The sequence below is a fragment of the bacterium genome, from assembly GCA_035527515.1.
In the GTDB taxonomy this organism is placed as follows: domain Bacteria; phylum B130-G9; class B130-G9; order B130-G9; family B130-G9; genus B130-G9.
This window is the reverse complement of sequence record DATLAJ010000029.1, coordinates 1-21408: the sequence shown is the minus strand read 5'-3', so window position 1 is coordinate 21408 and position 21408 is coordinate 1. Positions and strand designations below refer to the sequence as shown.

Annotated in this window: 16 protein-coding genes and 1 tRNA gene; 8 read left to right on the top strand and 9 right to left on the bottom strand. The window is 56.8% G+C overall.

Features of this window, described 5'->3' with window-relative positions; genetic code table 11:
• Window positions 1-124 precede the first annotated feature (124 nt).
• A tRNA-Arg gene (locus VM163_01920) sits at window positions 125-198 on the bottom strand.
• 76 nt (window positions 199-274) lie between these two features.
• Complete coding sequence (locus VM163_01915; protein ID HUT02632.1) at window positions 275-1429, bottom strand: aminotransferase class V-fold PLP-dependent enzyme; 1155 nt, start codon at window positions 1427-1429, stop codon at window positions 275-277.
• A 215-nt stretch (window positions 1430-1644) separates the two neighbouring features.
• Here VM163_01915 and VM163_01910 point away from each other — a divergent pair, with 215 nt between their 5' ends.
• Window positions 1645-1842, top strand: a complete 198-nt coding sequence (locus VM163_01910; protein HUT02631.1) for a DUF4177 domain-containing protein — start codon at window positions 1645-1647, stop codon at window positions 1840-1842.
• 101 nt (window positions 1843-1943) lie between these two features.
• Here the strand turns inward: VM163_01910 and VM163_01905 are convergent, their stop codons facing one another.
• From VM163_01905 to VM163_01875, 7 genes are all read right to left on the bottom strand, one after another.
• On the bottom strand, window positions 1944-2543 hold the full coding sequence (locus tag VM163_01905; protein ID HUT02630.1) for a DNA polymerase ligase N-terminal domain-containing protein: 600 nt from the start codon (window positions 2541-2543) through the stop codon (window positions 1944-1946).
• 431 nt (window positions 2544-2974) lie between these two features.
• On the bottom strand, window positions 2975-3370 hold the full coding sequence (locus VM163_01900; protein HUT02629.1) for a YraN family protein: 396 nt from the start codon (window positions 3368-3370) through the stop codon (window positions 2975-2977).
• Window positions 3371-3551: 181 nt separating this feature from the next.
• Window positions 3552-5372: a right-handed parallel beta-helix repeat-containing protein gene (locus VM163_01895; protein ID HUT02628.1), complete on the bottom strand. Its 1821-nt coding sequence runs from the start codon at window positions 5370-5372 to the stop codon at window positions 3552-3554.
• A 13-nt stretch (window positions 5373-5385) separates the two neighbouring features.
• A complete protein-coding gene (gene lipA / locus VM163_01890) occupies window positions 5386-6261 on the bottom strand; it encodes a lipoyl synthase (protein HUT02627.1) in 876 nt (291 codons plus the stop codon).
• Window positions 6258-7187 (bottom strand): SPOR domain-containing protein, encoded by a 930-nt coding sequence (locus VM163_01885; GenBank protein HUT02626.1) that lies wholly within the window; start codon window positions 7185-7187, stop codon window positions 6258-6260. The genes lipA and VM163_01885 overlap by 4 nt, the downstream gene beginning before the upstream one ends.
• A 506-nt stretch (window positions 7188-7693) precedes the next feature.
• Window positions 7694-9157 (bottom strand): N-6 DNA methylase, encoded by a 1464-nt coding sequence (locus tag VM163_01880; GenBank protein HUT02625.1) that lies wholly within the window; start codon window positions 9155-9157, stop codon window positions 7694-7696.
• A 351-nt stretch (window positions 9158-9508) separates the two neighbouring features.
• The gene (locus VM163_01875; GenBank protein HUT02624.1) at window positions 9509-10849 is read right to left on the bottom strand and encodes a replication-associated recombination protein A; all 1341 of its coding nucleotides are present in this window, start codon (window positions 10847-10849) and stop codon (window positions 9509-9511) included.
• A 259-nt stretch (window positions 10850-11108) separates the two neighbouring features.
• Between VM163_01875 and VM163_01870 the strand changes: the two genes are divergently transcribed.
• The 7 genes from VM163_01870 to VM163_01840 form a co-directional block, all read left to right on the top strand.
• Window positions 11109-13976, top strand: coding sequence for a tetratricopeptide repeat protein (locus tag VM163_01870; GenBank protein HUT02623.1), 2868 nt, complete (start codon window positions 11109-11111; stop codon window positions 13974-13976).
• Window positions 13973-15487 carry an Rne/Rng family ribonuclease gene (locus VM163_01865; protein HUT02622.1) on the top strand — a complete coding sequence of 505 codons (1515 nt, stop codon included), beginning with the start codon at window positions 13973-13975 and terminating at the stop codon, window positions 15485-15487. Before VM163_01870 ends, VM163_01865 begins: the two co-directional genes overlap by 4 nt.
• Before the next feature lie 8 nt (window positions 15488-15495).
• Window positions 15496-16251, top strand: a complete 756-nt coding sequence (locus VM163_01860) for a dolichyl-phosphate beta-glucosyltransferase (GenBank protein HUT02621.1) — start codon at window positions 15496-15498, stop codon at window positions 16249-16251.
• Complete coding sequence (locus VM163_01855; protein HUT02620.1) at window positions 16248-17339, top strand: mannose-1-phosphate guanylyltransferase; 1092 nt, start codon at window positions 16248-16250, stop codon at window positions 17337-17339. The genes VM163_01860 and VM163_01855 overlap by 4 nt, the downstream gene beginning before the upstream one ends.
• Before the next feature lie 186 nt (window positions 17340-17525).
• On the top strand, window positions 17526-19313 hold the full coding sequence (locus VM163_01850) for a glycosyltransferase (GenBank protein HUT02619.1): 1788 nt from the start codon (window positions 17526-17528) through the stop codon (window positions 19311-19313).
• 5 nt (window positions 19314-19318) lie between these two features.
• Entirely contained in the window at window positions 19319-20881 is a 1563-nt protein-coding gene (locus tag VM163_01845) for a glycosyltransferase family 4 protein (GenBank protein HUT02618.1), read from the top strand.
• A gap of 126 nt (window positions 20882-21007) precedes the next feature.
• Window positions 21008-21408, top strand: a 401-nt coding sequence (locus VM163_01840) for a hypothetical protein (protein HUT02617.1), incomplete at its 3' end; no start/stop codon positions are given.

Below are 21408 nucleotides of genomic sequence, written 5' to 3'. Positions count from 1 at the left end.
AGTCCAGCGCGTCTGCCAGTTCCGCCACTCTCGCATGACGCTTTCGAGCCGATTGTCACCCGCACGGTCTCATATCAACGCCTCGGTGTCCCGTAAATGTAGGAATCGGTCCGAAGATACAAAGCGCGCCCGGGGGGACTTGAACCCCCGACCTGCGGATTCGAAGTCCGACGCTCTATCCAACTGAGCTACGGGCGCACTCCAATAAGATCATCCGCACTATGATGCAGCCGAGGACTTTGGGCAAGTCAATTCAACGGAAAAAAGATGGTTATCATCGCTTCACAAAGGTCTCAGTTGCCGCAAGCAGGCGGTCGATGTCCTCCTCGTTGTTGAAGCCGTGGATAGCGACCCTGATGGCGCCCTCACGATGAGACACGAACACACCTTGCCCTTTTAGGAACTCACACAGCCTTCCGGGGTCGGGCGACGAGATACTCAAAATGCCCGACCTCGCCGTCGGCTCGAGGCAGCTTTTGACGCTTATGTTTGGGATGCTGCTAAGTCCCTCCACGAGCCTATCATATAGGCCTGCAACGTGAGCGTAGATGGCCTCTATTCCGACTTGTAGCAAGAGCTCAACCGAGACATCAAAGCCAGCGAAATCGTGCCAGGGAAGCGTGCCGACCTCGAACCTTCTCGCGCCGGGCAGCAGTCTTCGCTCCACGTTGATTATCTGTGAAAAATCGTGGCCAAGGTATTCAAACGCGAGCCAGCCCTGTGCGGGCAGCCAAGCGATGCGATCGAGAACGTCCTGCCTGATGTAGCAGAACCCAGTCCCGTAAGGCGACACGAGCCACTTTGTGCCTCCCGTAGCAACGAAATGAGCGTTGATCTCGTTCACAGACAAGGGGCAAACGCCGAGGCCCTGCATGGCGTCCACGACGAAATAGATGCCCCGACTGCGGCAAATAGAGCCAATTGTTGCCAGACCGTTCCTGAACCCGTCGTGAAACTGGACGAAGGAGACTGAAATTGCCCTCGTTCTGGGCCCCATCTGCGCCTCGAGCAGCTCAGGGCTTGGAAAGCGGTCAGCAATGCTCATAGTTCTGACCTTAACGCCTCTTCTCTCCAAGTTGCGCCAGGGCACGACGTTAGTCGGAAACTCCACGTCCAGGAGCAGGACCTCGTCGCCCGGCTCGAAAGGAATAGCCTGCGCGGCGATGTTGATCCCAACAGAAGTGCTTGTGGTAAGGCAGATCTCCGCGGGCGAGGCGCCGATGAGTCTCGCCGAAAGCGCCCTTGCACGGTCCGCCGCCTCGAACTCACACCCAGCAATATCGACGTCCGTTCGGCCGCGCAGCTTCAGAATCGACATCATCGCCTCAAGCGAGGCGTTAGGAATGATGCCCTGAGAAGCCCAGTTCAGATAGGCAACGCCATCCGGCAGCGAGATCCCGGCTCTTAGACTCTCATCAACCCCTCTCATCTCTGCTCCTTCCCAGTATGTTTTGTTGCCAATCTAGGCAGAGCAAAGGTATTTGCACTTGGCTAGCATGTCAAATGAAGGGATATTGGTAGCCTGAAGTCGAGATAACGAGTTGCCACATTGGCCGCTTTGTGCTTTATTGAGCCGATCGTGCGGATTGATGGTCATTAATCAGACGAGTGCCCCAGGAGCACGAATCATCAAAGGAGATTGCGATGAAGTGGGAGTACAAGACGCTTAAACTAGCGGCCACTGGATTCTCTGGGGGGAAAATCAACCAGGCTAAACTGGAGAGGTCGATCAACGTGCTGGGCTCGGAAGATTGGGAGCTCGTAACGTCTTTTGTTACAGCGCAGGGCTCCGGTTACACGAAGGATGTTTTCCTTCTCTTCAAGCGAGAAGTTGGGTCGTGAATAGCATGACTGGCCAAATCCCTGAATGCGTCATGCGCTCGCAGCAAACGCGAAGGCGTTCGACTGCGGGTCCTATTCCGCCCCCTTCACGCACCCAGGGGTTACTGGTCGCCCTTCTGGGCAGCTATTTGCCCAAGACTCCGCCTGGTGACGGCGGAATTGGGCTCATCAATCAAAATGTCGTGGCCAGTATCTGCGAAGTCATCCTTCTTCTTCCATAGAAGCCACTGTGGCTTTGCGCCGCCTCGTTTGGTCCGGACCATCGTGAAGGCCCCCTTGAGCTTCTTCCCGTCAAGGTATATCTCGAGATGCCCTTGTTCGTAGTTTTCGTCAATTGAATGGGCCTCTTGGGTCTCCGATTTCAGATTGCGATAGGTCCCAATATCCCAAACCATGACCGTGCCGGCCCCATACTCCCCCTCGGGAATGACGCCCTCGAAGTCGGCGTAGTCAAGCGGATGGTCCTCCGTCGGGATCGCCAGCCGCTTCACCTTCGGGTCCAGCGACGGGCCTTTCGGGACAGCCCAGGATTTCAGCACGCCGCCGATCTCGAGCCGAAGGTCGTAGTGCAGATGGCTCGCATCGTGCTTCTGAACCACGAAGACCGGAGCGCCATCGTGTTTCTCACCCCCGAGCGGCTCGGGCGTCTTCCCGAGGTCACGCTTGGCTCGATATGCTGCAAGAGGGTCACGCTTTATCACGATCTATGGCTCCAAGCTAAGGAACAATCATCTGAAATATGAAGCAAACAAAGCCACAAAGTCATATTAGCATCCTAAACTATCATGCTGCGCAAATGAATTACAGAATCGGTTGCCAACAAGATTGATCGGTGAGGCGGGCTGATCTGTTGATTGCGCTCGCTTTATTTCAGCGCCTCGAAAGGGGCAACAGTTCAAGCTGGCCAGCGCCCTGACTTGCGTCTTTGGCCTCCTCAAAACAAAGGAACTTCTTTATGCGTCCCGGCTGGGCCCAATTCCCTCTGACTGAATGGCTGGCCCGCACCGAATGAATGACGAAGTCTTTGACTTCGTCGTTGGCGGCGGGTGAGAGAATGCCTGGCATTATCTCGGCGCAGAGCTCAGAAACAGCGGAGGGGTGTGGGGACACGTTGCGGCTGTCCCCGCTCTTATCAATACGACCGTTTCGGTGCCTCGAATGCTCTTCGGAAATGGTTCTCGACCTTCAGATCGCCTTGTTCATCCCTAACGACCGAGACGATGTCGAAACGGGCGTTCACTTTGTGCAGCACGCCCGCCTTTTTCATGTATTGCTCAGCCACGCGGTTAATTGTTCGCTGCTTTTTCTTGGTGACCGCGTGCTCTGGATGCGCCACGTAGGTCGTTGAGCGTGTTTTGACCTCGACGAAGACGAGCGTGTCGCCCTCCTTGGCTACGATGTCTATCTCGCCGGCCCGCGTCCAGTAGTTGACCGCCAGTATCTCCAGGCCCTCTTGCCGCAGAAACTTGGCCGCCAGCGACTCGCCCGACTCGCCGATCGGTTTCTCAGAAGGCTTCCAAAGGCTCATTGATAGTAGTTTTTCTGTCCGCAGATTACGCAGATTACGCAGATTTCAGAAGTAGAAAACACAACAACTGAATCGTGTCCCTTGCAGGCTGTCCAAGACCTTCTCTGGTCGTGGATAGAATCCGCTCAATTCTCATCCTAATCTGCGGCATCTGTGTAATCTGTGGACAAGTCCCTCATCTCTAATAAATGCTGAAGTGAGAATATGCTACGTTGGACACGAACTCGAAGGTGCCCAGGTCGCAGCCCGCTGCGAATACGTAGTAGTCGCCCAGCGGGATGCCGCCCGGTATTTGCAGGCCGAAGAGCTCGAACTCTGGAAGCGACGACAGTGCGGGCAGCGTCACAAAGACCGCGTTCGGAACAGTTCCAAACGTGGGGTAGAAGATGACGTCCTGCGTTGGCATAAGGACCGCGACATAGACGTCAAGTGAGCGCTCCCCCTCAAGGTTGGCGTATGCCCCGTAAAGAGCAAAATGGTCGCCTACCGCGAATGTGGTGTTGTTCGCTCTTATGGAGAAAGTAGGGCCCCAGAATGCGTCCTGAAGGAAGCCCGAGTAATCGACGCCGTCCGAGACGCGGTCTCCCTGTCCGTTGGGGTTGTAAAGCCCACCGGTCGAGGTATCGTTGGAGGCGTCGGCCGGCCCTGTCTCATCGCCCCAGAAGCAGTTTTGCGCCTGGACTTCGGTGCTTGTACTCTCGTTCTTGACGGCATACTCGCTGTTCTGAAAGAAGGAGCAGTGGTCGATCAACGGCATTGAATCGTTCTTGCATAGAACCGCTATCTCGTTGCTGATGAAGAAGCATCCGAGCAGGGCGGGATTGGCGGATGACATCTTCAGGCCGGTGTCGAGCGAGTGGTCGATCAGACACGTGTTGAAGAGCACGTTGGCCCCGATCGAGAGAGTGATTGAGGCGCTTGGGGCTCTGCCCTGGCCAGCAAACGACACCGCACAGCAGGACAGGAAAGAATTAGAGGAGCCGGAAAGGAACCTGATCCCGGCGAAGTCGCCCGGCGCTGGCGCCGAACTGTCGCCGTCTCCGTTTGAATCGCCGCCAGCCCAGTCGTTGGTGAAGGATGTGAATGTTACAGGTTGGAGCGGTCTCCCCTCGGCACGCAGCTCGCCATAAACGTCGAGTCGCCCTTCTGGGCTGATGAACTTGACCGTTGTTCCCGGCTCGAGCGTGAGCGTCGCGTCCTGGGCTATCTCGAGCAGCCCGATGTCTCCGAATAGGCTCACAACGTAGGGGATGCCCGGGTTCTGCCAGGTCCCCGATCGCTCGATCGTGCCTGAGGCGACAAGAACGCCTCGGTAAGCGTTGTCGATGAACACGTTGCCGTAATACTCCGGGAACGAGTCGAGGCTGCGCTGATAGATCGGGAACCTCTCGCACCCGTAAAACGTGCAGTCGATGACCTTCGGCGAGGCGCCGTCGGCCAAAATGCCATAAAGCCCGCTGTGCCTGAATTCGCAGTTCTCGATGGTGATGTCCGCACCGTCCTCGCACTGGACAAGGGCAAGCACGTCATTCTGACTTGCGCCTCCGTACTCGAAAACGCAGTTGCTAAGCGAACTGTGCGCGCCGCCGGGGCCTGAGAACCTGATGCCAGACCAGTCGCGCGGAAATGGTGGCATGCTGTTGCTCGTGAAGAGCACACCGTCTGCAATCAGCGTCCCATAGACGGTGAAGTTCGTGGGTCCGTCCTTGAACTTGATCGTAACGCCCGGCTCGATACGCAGCACGGCAGTGGGCTCGACTACGATGTCCGATTCGATGATATATGGCAGCCCGCCTGGCTCGCCGTCGCAGTTGTCGCCGCCGATGAGGCCGCTCACGCCCAGGACAACCTCGCCAACGATGCTTCGGTCATGTATCTGGTAGGTGCAATCGTCGCCCACCTTGTAGTAATCTCTGGAGACGTAGCTCGTGGCCCCCACATCGAGAGACGTCAGCACCGCAAACATGCCCCAAACAAGCAACATTGTCGCTCGATTCATCATTCCTTCCTCCAATTCATGGAAACTCGCTCCTAATCGTTTTCATGAGCTCCGCTGCTTTGTAGGAACTTCTAACGAGCGGCCCTGCGAGCACACGTTTGATCCCCAAAGACCTGCCTCGCTCAGCAAGATAGTCAAAAGCATCCGGCTCGTAGTACTTGGAGACCTGAACGTTCCGAAGGGCGGGCTGCATGTACTGGCCGACTGTTACAGCATCTACGCCCGCCGAGGCGAGGTCCGCAAAGACTGCCTCGACCTCTTTGATGGTCTCGGAAAGTCCAACCATGAGCCCTGATTTCGTAATAATGCTCGGGTCCATCTGCTTCACCATGGCGAGCAAGCCGAGCGACATGTCGTAGTCCGCCCCTGGCCGCACGCTTGAATAGAGGCGTGGAATTGTCTCGACGTTGTGGTTGAACACATCCGGCCTCGCCTCGACGACCTCCTCGATGGCTTCGGGCTCGCCCGCAAAGTCTGGCGTTAGCACCTCGACGGTCGTGTCCGGATTAAGCTCTCTTATCGCCTCAATCGTCTGTGCGAAATGTGATGCTCCTTTGTCGTGCAGGTCATCCCTCGTGACGGACGTAACGACGCAGTGCCCAAGACCCAGCTGCCTCGTTGCGCGGGCCACGTTGATAGGCTCCATTGGCTCAAGGCTCTCTGGACTGCCTTTCTGACAGCCGCAAAAGGCGCAGTTGCGTATGCACACGTTACCCATAATCATGAACGTCGCAGTCCCATGCGAGAAGCATTCCGCAATGTTTGGACATCGCGCCTCCTCACAAACAGTGTGCAGAACGAGGTTGCGGAGCATTCTCTTGGTCTGGCGAACCTCGGGCGTGAACCTGAATGTGGTCCGCAGCCAAGGTGGCAGGTGCGGCCTGAGACTCATTGCATCTCGTGAAATGTTTTTAGCAGAACGCTCTTATATCCGGCTTTTCTGAGTTTTTTGACGAGGGGGGCACGCTCGGCGGCGGACTTCTTCTTGCCGACGAGAACGCAATAGAAATGCACACGCTTGGTGGGTGGTTTTATCCATCCGTAAAATCCTAGACGCTTGAGATTGTTCACTTCGCGCTGGGCGTTCGTTCGGCGCTTGAAGGCCCCAACTTGAACGGAGTAATAGGTACTCACGGAACTCTTCTTGGCGCTGCTGCTGGCTTTCTTGCCGATTGGGGTTTTCCCCCGGGCGGTGGTCTTCGTCTCCTTTTTCGGGACCTGGCGGGCCTTATCGGTCGGCTTGGGACTAGGCGTGGCCGTGGCGATGGCTACCGGCGTTCGCCTCGCTCGTGGTGTCGGCGTTGCCTTTGGAGACTCGGTTGGGGTGGCAATCAGCGACAAGAGCTTCTCGCCTTTTTGGACGTGAAACGGCTCAGACGAGCTGCTCTGGGGTTTGCTGGTTGCCTCGTGCTTCATGCTGGGGCTTGGCGCCGGCTTCTGCGTCGAGTCGGGCGTAGGCTCCACTGTCTGTTCCTTTCCCTCGTTGAAAAGGTCCTGCCGCTCGAGCCCCGCCGTAACCTGCTGGTTAGGATAGGGCCCCAAATAGCGTCCGACGATGGCTCCAAGCGTGAAGGCGGCGAATATAACCAGTGCGGCGCCAAACACCAGGAGGTATAGGTCGCGAGCCCTTAACGTGAGGTGATACCTCACCGGCCCCTTGTAATGTTCTTCTACTTCACTGCTGCCGATTTCAGGCTCAACGCTTTCGTCCAGATTACCTTCGCCCTGTGCGTCCGCTTCATCCTTTTCTAGCAACCCGTTATCAGCCTCCGGCTCGTTTTTCTCAGCCCCTTCGCGGGTCCTGTCTTTCTCAGCCATAACACTTTCCTCCTGTGATTATTCACCGGCCATTGTACTCCTCGCCATTTCATAGTGTCAAGCCTGCCGACGGGCTGGGGTCGATCCCCTAGACTAAGGAGGCTGTCCAATAAGTCCGTGTGCAGTCGTAGGGGCGGGGCTTGTCTCCGCCCATCTATATATTCGGGCAGACACAAGGCCTGCCCCTACATGTGGCATACCCCGCTGCGTCATCCCCGTTGAAACGGACTTATTGGACAGCCAGTAAGGGCAATGCTAGGTACTGGCCGCTGTCGCAGCAAGAAGATGTGCTCACCTCGCGATTTGGCGGATTCCTTGATGTACGGCGAGTTGACGAGCTCTTTGTCGCCCGGCGGGATCGGTGGAGACGGGCACGTGGGACCTCGGCCCAGGACACGTCTGAAGAACCTTTTCGGCGCTCGCCTTCACCGTGGGCCCGCTTGCTTCGGCGACAGTTATCACCTTCAGACCTAACCGACTAAGTAGTAAGGCGAGATCGGTGAAGGCTATTGCTTAAGGACAAGTAGCTCGAGCCTTTTTTCGAGCGAGGAGAAGATCGATTTAGCTCTGTCCAATTTCCCGAGGCGTTGTGCCTCATACATTTTCTTGACCTGGGCCTCGAGCTCGCTTTGCTCGTTCTCAAGCAGCATCGGGACCTGAACTTTCAGGAGCTTGCCCTTGCTGATGCTAAGCGTTCCTGTTCCCTGCGCCTCTCTCATAACAAATGCTCTGCCGATTGAGCTGTTTAGGTAGAATGCGAGATATGCGGGGTTCACGCGTTTGTGCTCGACGATGAGCATCCAATCGTCTGCTTGGCCGTTGTATTGCTCATCTATCACGCACGTCGCTCGCCCCACGCAGCCTGCCCCGACTCGCACAACCATGACGTCGCCAACGTTGAGGCATGCCCAAGGCCTGAAGAGCTCCTCGTCCTTCCTTATGAAGAAGTCATCCACGCCGAACCTGAACCCGTAGATTGAGAGGTTCTTAGCCTTGAGCAGTCGAATGTACTTGTCCCTTTCCAGCCTATTCCTCGGAACCGACGAATGCACGAGATGGCCAGTATCGCCGTACTTGAAGAACCCTGTGTGCACATCGGCCAGCTCACCCAGCGGTGCAAAGGGAACCGTTGAGCGTTCAACTATCCGGGACGTTCCTGCCCCCGCGAAGTGATAATCGGGGTCCATTCTGGTCTGAATGTCCACCATACTGGCCAGCAGGCCCTCATCTGGGCTATCTATTGTCATCCCCGCAAGGTCGGGCAGCGACTTGACATCCGGGATGCTCGCCAACTTGACGCGTTTTTGGCTCCAGAGGTCGCCACGCACGCCCCAGCTCTTCCCTCTCTTCTGGCCAAACAGAATCGCCGTCTTAGCCGATGTGCCCCCGAACGTGTGTCTGGGCAACCCAACCACCGCCTCAATCCAGAGGTTCTCTAAAATGAAATCGCGCACATATTGCAGCGTGGTATTGGCGAAGATATTCATCGGCAAAATGATCCTGATAAGCCCACTTGGGCGGACAAGCTGTATGAAGCGCTCGAGGAATAGAATCTCTACTGCCTGGTTGGGTCGGCCAAGCTCAAAGTTGGCAAGGATTCTCTCGTCGCTTATTTTCGAGCGCCGGTACGAAAACGGAGGGTTACCGATCGCCACGTCGAACGACCCCACCGCCCAGCTGCCGAGAGTTGCCAGGTCAAGCGCGTCGCCGGATAGAATGCTGAATCCATTGCAAGCCTTCGTGCGCTCGCGTAGTTCGGCGGCGCGGTCCTCCATGACCTCAATGCCCCAAACTCGACGGTACCCGCGTCTGAGAAGCGTTTGAATGAAAGTCCCGTCACCAGCGGCTGGATCAATTATGCGAGCGTCCTTTCGAACTTCGCTGTTTAATATCATGAACTCCGCAACTGTTGACGGAGTGAAATATCCCTTTGTCCGGTCCAGTTCGACCGGCTCGAGAGCATCTGTCACAAGACTTTCCTCACCATAATTTCAATTGCGTTTGCCGGCGACGTTTCACGAATACCTGTCCCCGCGTTCTTCACTGACACCGAATAGGATGTTACGGTAATCCATTATGTCAACCTGTTCTTTTCTTTCCACAATTCTCGCCTGCTAAGACGAAAACTTGCTCTATCTCTTTACGAGCGCATTAACCCAGTAGAACCGTGATCCGCGACTGCTGCGAAGGTCGCGACCAGGCACGGCACTTTCGTTGATACCCAATCAGATTGGAACGCGTAAGGACACGCCTGCACCCTCAACCACAACAAGCATAGCCAATTATTGTCATCACGTCAAATCCCAGGCTGGTGCTGCCCGTCACTTGTCGCCTTTCGCCTTTCTCTTCAGTGCCTTGATCTTCTCGAGGCGCTTCAATATCTGTTCCTCGTGGCCGATGCCCGACGGGTCATATAGCAGGACGTCCGCAAGTTCCTCCGGAAGGTAGTCCTGATCGATCCAGTGGCCTCTGAAATCATGCGGATACTTGTAGCCCACGCCGTAGCCGATATCCTTCGCCGCAGCAAAGGAGCTATCGCGCAGGTGTAATGGAACCCGCAGCTTGTCGCCCATCTTCTTTATCAATGCCTCCGCTCGCGCAATCGCAAGATACGAGGCGTTGCTCTTCGGCGCTGTGGCGAGGTATGTCGTTGCCTGCGCAAGGATGATCTTCGCCTCTGGCATCCCGACTATCTCGACCGCTTTTGCTGCGCTCGCCGCCACCGTGATGCCCATCGGATCAGCGTTACCGATGTCCTCTGAGGCGAGAATCAAAAGTCGCCTGGCGATGAATATGGGGTCTTCGCCCGCTAGGAGCATTCTTGCAAGCCACAGAACCGCAGCGTCAGGGTCGCTGCCGCGGACGCTCTTGATGAACGCCGAGATCGTATCGTAGTGCCTGTCGCCGGCCTTGTCGTAGTACGCGGCACGCTCTTGGACGGCGTTTGCGACGTCGTCCGTAGTCACTACTGTGCCGTTCTCCCCCTTCTCGGCGAGGGCAACCGACATCTCAAGTATGTTAAGCGCCTGTCTCGCATCACCGCCAGAAAACGCGGCTATCATCTTTTTTGTGTCATCGCCCATCTTTATGTTCGCTCTTTGCAGTGCCTCATCAATCAAGAGGGCGCGGTCAACAACCGCAAGCAGCTCATCCCGACTGAGCGGCTTGAGGAGGAACGTTCTCGTCCTCGAGCGCAGGGGTGGTATGACCTCGTAGGATGGGTTCTCGGTCGTTGCACCTATGAGGATAACCGTGCCGTCCTCCACTGCGGGCAGCAGCCGGTCCTGCTGGGCCTTGTTGAACCGGTGGACCTCGTCGATGAACAGGATAGTCCTTCTCCGATAGAGCGATTTGCTCTGTGCGGCCATCTCGATGACTTTTCTGACGTCCGCGACCCCCGCTCCGACTGCCGTTAGCCGGACGAACTCGGCCTTGGTTTCTTTCGCCATGAGCATTGCGAGGGTTGTTTTGCCGCTGCCGGGAGGTCCCCACAGGATCAAGGAGAATATCTGGTCCCGCTCAATTTGCTTCCTGAATGGCTTCCCTGGACCGATAAGGTGCTGCTGACCGATTATCTCATCGAGCGACTTGGGCCTCACCCTTGCCGCCAAGGGAATCATTTCTGCATCATCAGCATTTGCTGGCTCAAAAACGCTCTTCATGATTCGATTATCGACTAGAAGGGGTGCAAATGCCAGACCCTTTCTTAAACGCTTCCCTTGACTGAAGCGCGTGTGTCTATAAACTGTCGATTGAACCCGATTATGGGATGAGTGCGTCTTATCGGTTTTGAGCGATTTCAAGATAGGCGGGTGCTAGTGAATGCGTAGCCTGCGACGTACGAGTGTTTTTCGCCTGCTGGGATGTGTCGCTGTCTTTCTAGCGTTGACGGCCCAAGTGTACCCGAGGGATGAGGCCTCGATGTATCAATTTGCGCTGCGCCTCTATGAGGATGGGCAATACGAGCTCGCTGCCAAGCAGCTCGCGCAGCTGATGGAGCAGTTTCCTTCGGGGCAATTCATGCCCGATGCTGTTTTTCTCGCGGGCAATGCACAGGAGAACCTTGGGAAGTTTAGGGAAGCGACGAGGTATCTCCAACAATATGTAACCGAGTTCACTGACGGTGCGAGGCTGTGCGAGGCGATGATTCTTTTGGGGACCAATCAGCAGCGCATGGGGCACTACACCGATGCTGAGGGGACGTTCAAACGGCTTCTTGAGCAGAAGCGTTGCGACAAGCAGTTCGAGGACGCGACGGCAAAGCTCGCCGAGCTATTGTTCATACAGGAGCGTTTCGAGGACGGGATTGCGAACTACGCTAAGCTTTTCAAGAAGGGCTACGGCTCACAGCTTGGCGAGCAGCTTTACGAGCACTATGCCGAATCCCTCCTGTCGGTCTCACGGCTAGATGAGTCGCGCAGGGCATTTAGGACACTCCGCAAAAAAGTAAAGAGCGACCAAGCGAGGGCACGCGCTCTTTTCAACCTGGCGGTAACGGATTACCTCTCGAGCGATTTCAAGGAGTCTGAGAAGCTATTCTCGTCGCTCGTCAGCGACTTTCCAACGGCCGAGCAGGCGACTGCCTCGTCGCTCGGAGTGATCTGGTCGGTCTATAAGCAAGAAGACTATCAGCGGGCTGCTGATCTTTTGGGCCAATACCAGTCTCGGAAGGAGCCTGAACTCAGGCTCGCGACCAGCGTGGTTAGGTCATGGGAGGCGGCAGCTCTTGGCGATTATGATCTTGCCGTCTCGGGGCTTAGGAAGCTCCTTGACGAGGGCAATCCGCCTAGTGGAGAGGAGAGGCAACACATCATGGGCCTAATCGGGAGATGGCTCGAGGAAAAGGAGGATCACGTTGCCGCCGCATCCACCTACGAGAAGATGCTTGCGATGAATCTTGGGAGCGAGGCGCGTTACGAGTGCCGCTACCGCCTTGCGTGCGCTCTTGTTGGGGCCAAGGACCTCGGCAGGGCAGAGAAGCTCTTTGAGGAACTCATAGTTGAGGAGCCGTTCGGCTCGCATATCGAGCAGTGCTACCTGATGCTGGCGAGGGCGGGCCGAATCCGGACAGATTTCGACGAGGCCGCCAAGCGCTACAAGTCAATTGTGCACTCATTCTCAGACAGCCCCGTCGCTGCTGAGGCTTCTTTTGAGCTCGGCGAGATGTTGCTGGAGTGCGGCCGGGCGATCGATGCGGTTCCTGTCCTGAACTCTCTTGGCTCCCGGCGGGCGGGGCTGACTCCTGACCTGGCACAGCGGTCGCAGCTTGCGCTTTGCAGGAGTTTTTACGCGATCAAGGCGTTCGAGAACTGTGATGCAGCGGCTGACGAGTTTCTGAAGGACTATCCCAATTCGGTTTGGCTCGGCGAGGTGCTTATGGTCAAGGGGCTCGCCCTCTCGAAGATAGGGAGCGCCAAGGAGGCCGTTGAGAGCCTGGAGGCTTCGCGAAATGCCTTGCTCAAACGACAGCCCGCGCAGGACGTTATCTTAGGGACGTTACTTGGCTGCCGCTCGCTTGGGCAGCTCGGGAAGTGCTCATCCTTCATATCGGAGGTCCGGAGGTCATTCGTCCTGGGCCGCAACCTTACAGGAATACTTGGTTTTTGGGACTGTTACCTCAAGAAAGAACGCGGGAACGCCAGAAAGGCCGCCGAGTGTTTCAAGGAGCTTGCTCGCGAGATGGACGACCCGCAGCTGGCCTCGCTTTGCTATGTGCAGGCGTGCCAGTGCAGCGCCGCCGAGGGGAGGCCAGGGGACGCTGCGGGCTGTGCGGAGGCATTGAGGTCACTTGATGTTGGCTGGCCATTCGCGACAGTGGCGGAGGAATTGGTGCGCAAGGCATTTATGCAGGAGGGTAGCTTCGCCAAATCGGTGGTTTCAATTGCCGAGTTTCGAGAGCACGAGCCGGGGGCGTTTTTAGGGGTTGAGCAGACGTTCAAGCGTGCTGAGGTCGCTTTCAGTGAGGGGAAGCTCGGAAAGGCTTGCCGGCTGCTGAGTAAGCAGATCGGGATCAATCCCCAGAGCAAGCTGCTTTACGCATCCAGGCTTCTGCTTGCTCGAGCTTGCATGGCACGAAAGAAGCTGGGCGCGGCCGAGGATGCCCTGTCTCCTGTCGTTTCTGACCAAGCCGCAGCCCCTCGCCTCAAGCAGGAGAGTCTAGCGCTTTTGGGTGATATCTGGTTCCAGCGGGACAAGCCGAGGCAGGCCGTAGAGTGCTACAAGCGGCTCAACCATCCGGTTCGCGAGAATCGGCGAGATGAGGCGCTGCTGTTGTTTCGCGTGGGTCAGGCGTATCGGCGGCTCGGGGATTCGGACCTCGCGATTGATTACTACGGGTTGCTGGTTACGGAGTACGGCGATGTGAAAGGGTTGTGCGAAGAGCTTGTGGCGGTCGGTGATAACCTTCGCAAGATGGGTAAGTTCAAGTTGGCTCAGTCAGCGCTTTCCATCGTCATCTCCGACGATAGCTGCCAGGCTCGATACACGGTCGAGGCTCAGTTCTGGTTTGCGCACACGCTTCAGGAGCAGGGGCGGTTCGATGAGGCGATTCTCAGGTATCTTGACCTTTCCTACAGTTATACGCAGGAGGCGGCGGTTCCATGGGTGACGAGCGCCAGGGCAAACGTTGGCGAGTGCTACGAGGTCAAGGGCGATTTTGACGAGGCAGTCCGGGTCTATGAGAAGATAATCGAGAAGTATCCGGGCTCGCTTTGGAGCAAGCAGGCTCGGGCCAGGATCGACCGGATCAAGGAGCGAAGTCGCCAGAGTGTTCAGGAATCGGGCAAGTGAATAGGAAGATAATCATCAACGCCGAGGCCGGTGAGACCCGTATCGGCATTATGGAAAACGACATACTGGTGGAGCTTTATGTGGCACGGCGCGAGAACATGACGCTGGTTGGCAATGTTTACAAGGGGCGAGTGACGCGCGTTCTGCCGGGCATGCAGGCTGCATTCGTGAATGTTGGTCTGGAGCGCGACGTATTTCTCTACGTATCGGACGTCTATGACACGATGGACGAGTATGAGCGGCTGATGATGGGTTCTGCGGAGGCTGGGGCGACAGATGAGCAGTGCTTCCACGTGAAGGCTAAGTCTGACCAATCAATTGAACAGCTTCTTGTGCCCGGGCAGACAATAGCTGTGCAGATCACGAAGGATCCCATTGGGGCGAAGGGCGCTCGCGCCTCGTCATTCATTTCGCTAGCCGGCAGGTTTTCGGTCTTACAGCCGTCGATGGACCACGTGGCGATCTCTAGGCGCATCGAGGACGTGGAGGAGCGGAAGCGTCTGAAAGAGATCGTTGGGCCTCTTAGGCGTTCGGGTGTTGGCATCATTATCCGCACCCTCGCCGCTGGTAAAGGAGAGGAGGAGTTCCGCTCCGATATAGAGTTCCTGACGAAGCTCTGGCAGCAGATTCTCAGAAAAAGCGACACAGCGCCAGCACCGAGCCTGATCTACAAGGAGCCAGACCCGATTCTCAGGACGATCCGGGACTTCTTCACATCGGATGTTGAGCGCGTAGTAACCGATTCGGAGGAGACCTACCAGAAGTGCGTGGAATACGTGGACGAGTTGCTTCCGGGCATGGCACATCGGATCAAGCTGTTTGTTAAGGACACGCCGATATTTGACGAATACGGGATAGAGAGCGAGATACAAAGAGCATTGCGTCCTAAGGTCTGGCTGCGCTCAGGAGGATTTCTCGTCATCGATCAGACCGAGGCGCTTGTCTCAATCGACGTGAACACAGGCAAGTATGTTGGCAAGGAGAGCCTCGAGGAGACGTTGCTGAATATCAATCTGGAGGCCGCAAAGGAGCTCGCAAGACAGCTCAGGCTTCGGGACCTGGGTGGCATCATCATCATCGACTTCATCGATATGGCGAGTGAGAAGAACAAGGAACGCGTTCTTGCGGCGCTCTCGGCTGAGCTCAAGAAAGACCGCAGCAAGACCTCGATCACGGAGATATCGAGCCTGGGCCTTGTCGAGATGACGCGGAAGCGCGTTAGAGAGAGCTTGGAGAGGATACTCAGCGAGAAATGCCCGCTATGCAGGGGGACCGGTCGGATCAAGTCGAGAACGACAATCTGTTACGAGGTCCAGCGTGAGATCCGCCGGGTCGCGGAGTTCTCGGCTCAAAAGGAGATACTTGTCCGGGCGCACCCATCGGTGGCGAACATGCTTCAGACTAAATCAAAGGACATAATAATCGAGTTCGAGAAGATGTTTAATAAGCGCGTGCTCATAAATGCCGATCCCGCCTTGCATCCTGAGAGGTTCGATGTGGTAACGGTTTGATGACAGGAATGAGTGATGCCCCATGTATGTCCGTCGTGATTCCGGCCTACAACGAGGAAAGGCGGCTTCCGAGGGGCTTGCACTCGGTGCTTGACTACCTGGTATCCCGAGACCTCGCAAGCGAGATAATAGTGGTCGATGATGGCAGCACCGACAGAACATTTTCTCTCGCTCGAGAGTTTGGCGAGACAGTGGCTAAGCGAACGGACAAAGTTCTATATCGGGTCGTCTCTAATGCTGCAAACGTTGGGAAGGGGTTCTCCGTAGCACGCGGGCTCGAGCTCGCTCTGGGCGAGCGTGTCCTCTTTACGGACGCTGACCTCTCTGCGCCCATTGGTCAGGCCGATAAGCTCGCCTCGTGGCTTGACAGGGGATACGACGTGGCGATCGGCTCGCGGCGCCTCCCGGATTCTGAGGTTGACCCCCAACCGTTTTACAGGCGCCTCATGGGTTTATTGTTTGGGTTGCTGACTTCGCTGATTGTTATTAGGGGTTATCGCGACACCCAGTGTGGGTTCAAGATGTATAAAGGGAAAGCTGCGAAGGCGATAGCTTCACGCCAGGTCATGTCGGGCTTTGTTTTCGATGTTGAGCAGCTGTTTCTTGCTAGGAGACTTGGGCTGAAAGTCGTTGAAGTGCCTGTTTCTTGGGCGGACGACAGGGAGACGAAGGTTCGCGTCTTGAGGGACCCATTAAAGATGGGCATTGGGCTCTTCAAGATACGGATAGTGCATTGGGGGCTTGGCAAGGAGGATTTACAGTGAGCGGGCCGATGTTTGGCGTAATCATGGCCGGTGGGTGTGGCGCGCGGCTTTGGCCTCAGAGTCGCAGGCACAGGCCGAAGCACCTCCTCCGGTTGGTCGGCGACAAGACGATGCTCGAGATAACGGTCGAGCGGATTTCAGGCGTCATAGACCCCAAAAACATACTAGTCGTCACTCTGGCGGAGCAGGCAAATGCGGTCAGCGAGCTCCTTCCTCTAATACCGCCCGGAAACATTATCGCTGAGCCTGTGGGCAGGAACACAGCGCCGTGCATCGGCCTCGCCGCTATCGTTCTGCGCGAGCGCTGCCCGGATGCGACAATGGCGGTTATGCCAGCAGACCACGTCGTTGCCGATAGGGACCGGTTTGAGCAGGTGATAAGGCTTGCCGCCCGGCAGCTCGAGGCGCGCCCCGAATCGCTTATTGCCGTTGGGGTAGCGCCTAAACGGCCCTCCATGGGATTTGGATACATCGAGAAAGCACGGCGCTGCGATGACCTAGAAATGGAAGGCCCCGACGTTTTTGAGGTCAGCAAGTTCGTCGAGAAGCCATCGCTTGAGGATGCTCGCGAGATGCTTGCCGACGGCAGTTTCCTGTGGAATGCAGGGATGTTCTTCTGGCGGGCAGAGAGGGTCCTTCAGGAGATAGCAATTCAGCTTCCCGAGCTTGGCTCTGCGCTTGAAAGCCTCAGGCCCGGCCTTGGCAAAGATGGGTTTGACAGGCGGCTTGCCGAGACTTACGCCGCGATGAAGCCCATCTCGATCGACTACGGCGTCATGCAGAAGGCCGAGCAGGTTCTCGTCATCGAATCCGACATGGGCTGGGACGATGTAGGCAGCTGGGAGTCGTTGGCGAGCATCTGGCAGAGCGACGAGGCCGGCTGCGCCTCGAACTGCGAGTTCATATCAATTGGCTCCAATAGGTGCATCGCCTTTTCGGACAAGCGTCTTGTGGCGATGGTGGGCGTTGAGGACGTCGTGGTTGTGGATTCGGATGACGCGATTCTGATCTGCAAGAGGGATAGAACAGAGGAGGTCCGGACTGTGGTGGAAGAGCTCAAGCGTCGCGGCCTCGGGCATTTGGCCTAGACAGCTGGATGATGTTTGGGTGAGCGGTCCTGAGCAAACGCACCACTGACTTGTGGAATAGCCTCCGTCCTTGACTGGCAACAAGCGAGCCGATACTCTAGCTAATGTTTCAGTGAGGTCGGTTCTGCTGTTTTGGCGGCGCCGATCGACATGGTGGTTTGTCCTCAACTCCTTGCGGGCCGTCTATTGAAAACAGACACAACATTTGTAGTTATCAACTTCAACGGCAGTCGCTACCTTCATGATTGCCTCATGGCGATACAGTCGCAGGGGGATGCTGATGTCATAGTCGTTGATAACGGCTCCAAGGATGATTCTGTGGCGCTCATCAAGAGCGAGTTCCCGGCGGCCAAGCTGATTGAAAATGCACAGAATGCCGGCTTTGCTCGGGCCGCCAATCAGGGCGCGGAGGCGGCAGAGTCCCGGTTCGTTGCGTTCGTGAACACGGACGTTGTGCTGGCGCCGGGCTGGCTTCTGGCGATACTGCCGCTCTTTGGTAGCGAAAAGGATGTAGCGTGCGTGGGGAGTAGGCTTCTCAGCAAGGATGGAGCCAAGATCGATTTCGACGGCGGCACGGTGAACTTCTACGGCTTTGGCCAGCAGGTTCGTTTTGGCAGCCCGCTAAATGCGGAGGCTGACAAAGACCTTGAACTGACGGAAGAGACGGCCTTTGCGTGTGGGGGAGCGATGGTCGTTGATCGCCAGGCGTTCTTGCATGTTGGCGGATTCGACGAGTCGTTCTTCGCCTATTTCGAGGACGTCGATCTTGGGTATCGCTTTTGGCTTTCGGGCTATTGCGTGCTGCTGACAAGGAAGACGGTCGGCTATCACGTCCACCATGGGACGGCAGCCAGATTCTTATCGGATGCTGCAATGGCCTTTCTGGCAGAGAAAAACGCGCTCACTTTTGTTCTCAAAAACCTTCAGGAACAGAACCTCGGGCGAGTTCTTTCCGCATCGCTCTTTATGAACCCAGCTCGGCTCGTCCTGCGAGCTCAGGACGCGCTGCTGCGCAAGAACGCACTCTTTGACGCTGCGAAGGGCAAGATCAGCGATGTGCTAGACGTCCTCAACTCGCTTGGCGGCGAGGTGTGCGTGCCCTCGAGCGCGCTTGCGGGGCCGCTGGCCGTGCTGAACGTCGCCTCACACCTGAAAGAGATACTAAAATCGCGTGCTGATTGCCAAGGCCTTAGGCGGCGAGGGGACGATGAGATTCTGAATCGCTTTCCCGGCTTCTTCTTTCCGTCGTTTTTCAACAGTCGCTACTTCGCGGTTGAGAAGACGCTTGTGGAGTCCTTTGGACTTGGCAAAGTCTTGGGAGAGGAGCGGCCCGGCCCGCTTGTCAACGAGCAGATGAGATCGGTTCAGGAACGGTTTTGCGAGGAGCTAGATAGGCTTCACTTGGCACGGGCAGCGGACCGGAAGCACATCCAGGGCCTTGAAGGTGCTCTGAAGGACCGCTCGGAGGAGATTGCGCGGCTGGACGAGGAACTCGCCAAGCTAAAGAAGCAGCCCGCGGACGCTATCGCTGCGGCTCTAGTTAAAGACGCAGACATCAAGGAGCGTGACCGGGTGCTCGCTGAGAAAGAGGACGTAATCTCGGACGCGCTTCAGTCGATCGCCGACCGAGACGCGATGCTCGAGCGAGCTGAGGCATCCATCACGGAGAAAGACGGTCTGGTGAGGCGCTTCGAGACGCTGGCGGAGGCAAGAAAAGATGACATCATTGCGCATCAGGAGCGGATAAGTGAGCTACAGGAGACCATGGCAGCACTTCAGGGCGAGCATGCCGACGCAATCGCGCTAATGCAGAGCGAGCTCGAGGATTTGCGAGACAGTCTTGGGGAGGTTGAGGGTGAACGTGGGCGGCTCAGAGCGCAGCTGGACAAGATCGAGGCGTCGTTTGGCTTTCGCTCATACCGCGGCCTAAAGAGACTGGCCAGGTTGTTACACATCTCCTCTTCCGACGAATAGTGATCATGTTCTTCAGGCTCAACTGCACAATCACAGACCGTTTGGAGATGGTCTCGGGCAAGACTCACCGCGAAGTCGTTCGCGCAGACGGCTCCTCGTTCTTTCTCGACCCGGCCTTTCTTTTCGCGCTTGAGAATATCAACCGGCAGAACGTTCTTAAGCGACTCTGCGAGAGATTCTCCACGTCAAGGGAGGAGGCAGAGGTTATCATCTCCACGATAGTCAAGACTCACCTCGTCCTCCAGGCCGAGCAAGGCAGCGACGATCGTCGGAAGGAGGCGGGGTTACGGAGGCCCACGGTGGGCATTTTGACCGAGCGGATGAAGCTGGGCTACGGGGTTGACCTGGTCGTTCACCAGACAGCAAGTGGCCTGTCGAGGCGTGGCTACGATGTTACTGTGTTCACGGGGGCGGTGGACGCTATCTACAATAAGTCCGTCAACTACGAGATTGTGCCACTCGCTGAGAGCGAGAGATTGTCGGACGTTTTCTCGCAGGAGTTCTTCGAACATGCAATTGGCTCACTCAAGCGGCGGCGGATTGACGTTTGGATACTCGAGTCGCTGCCGTTCTACTACTGGCGAGATAGCTTGCCGGGGCCGGTGATATTTGTGGAGCACGGGACTCCGTCTCCTGAGTTATTCCCAAAAGAGATGTCGCTGTCAGTTAGGCTAGCTTGCCTCACGAAGCGAGAGCGAGTTTTCAGCGTAATCAGGCCCTATGACAGGGTGGTGGCCATCTCGCGGTTCATCGCCTCGCAGCTGCCGAGACAGGCCCGGAGCAAGACGAAGATAATCCATAACGGCTGCGACCACTATCCGCTCATCGGAAAAGTCGCGGCCGAGGCGTTTCGTGAGAAGATCGGCATCTCGGGCGCGGATTTTCTCATCACTTTCGTTGGCCGGATCGATCTCGACGGGCAAAGGCAGCCCTACAAGTCGGTCGATAGGCTCATCGAGGTCTGGCGTCGCATCAACAGCGACACGCCCCACGTTAAGCTCATGCTTGCGGGAAGGGCCGATACGACAACCGAGAAGCAGCTTATAGATATGGGTGTTATCCCAATGTTGAATATCCCTGAAGAGAAGGTCGCCCTGGTGCTGGCCGCGGCCGACCTTTTCGTCTCGATGTCGCTCTGGGAGGGGTTTGACCTGCCGCTCTTCGAGGCGCAGTTTCAGGGCACGCCCTGTGTGGTGATGCGCCGTGGGGCGCACGAAGAGCTGCTTGGCGGAACAGGCGCAGGCGTGTTAGTGGACAACGAGGCCCAGTTCGATAGAACGATTAGACAACTCGCCAACCGTCGCGACCTCATTTCGCAGATGTCGGAGCGTGCGAAGGTGAGCAGCAGGCGATTCAGGTGGGAGCCGAGCGTGGAGAAGATGCAGTCGCTTGTGGAGGAGGTCTCGGCGGCGTTTGGTGCCGCCAGTCAGCAGGCTGCGCCGAGGCGTTCAAGCCGCGTCAAGTTCGGGCTGGCTGTGGCTAAGGAGGTCTTGCTCCATGAGGGGCCGGTCGCCTTCGCAAAGCTTGTGTTTGATAAACTCAAACGATTGCGGGCAAGACGGCGTTGATGTTCAGCCATAGATTTGTAGGCGGTTCGCAGCCTGCGCCGAGCGCTGTGCCCGGGTCAACCATCCTGGCCAAGTTGCGACTCACGGCGCAATCTGCATCGATGCAAGTGGTAACGTGGGTGGCTAATGGTTAGAGACAGAGCTGGGCTAGTTCTCCTGTTGCTTCTTGTGGCGATCAATCTTGTGAATGGCGCTTTGCTTGCCGTGCTGATACCTGCGTGGCTCGGTGCGGATGAATACACGCATTATGGCTACATTCAGTATCTTAGAACCCAGGGCTCGCTCCCTGACCAGCGAACTTGCCGCTTCTCGCAAGAGCTGGAGACCTCGGTTCACGAGGCGGATTGGTGGCGGCTTTCGGGAAACATGGGCAAGGTCGGACGCGGCCCAGAGCGGTTCTATGCCCATGGTTTTCTCCAGTTTGCGCCCGCCGGCACTTGCAGTATAGAGCGCGACAAGGTTCATTCCGGCTCGCGCTCGATGGCACTGAACTACAGATTCCACCGCGAGCAGCCCGAGGCGCTGGG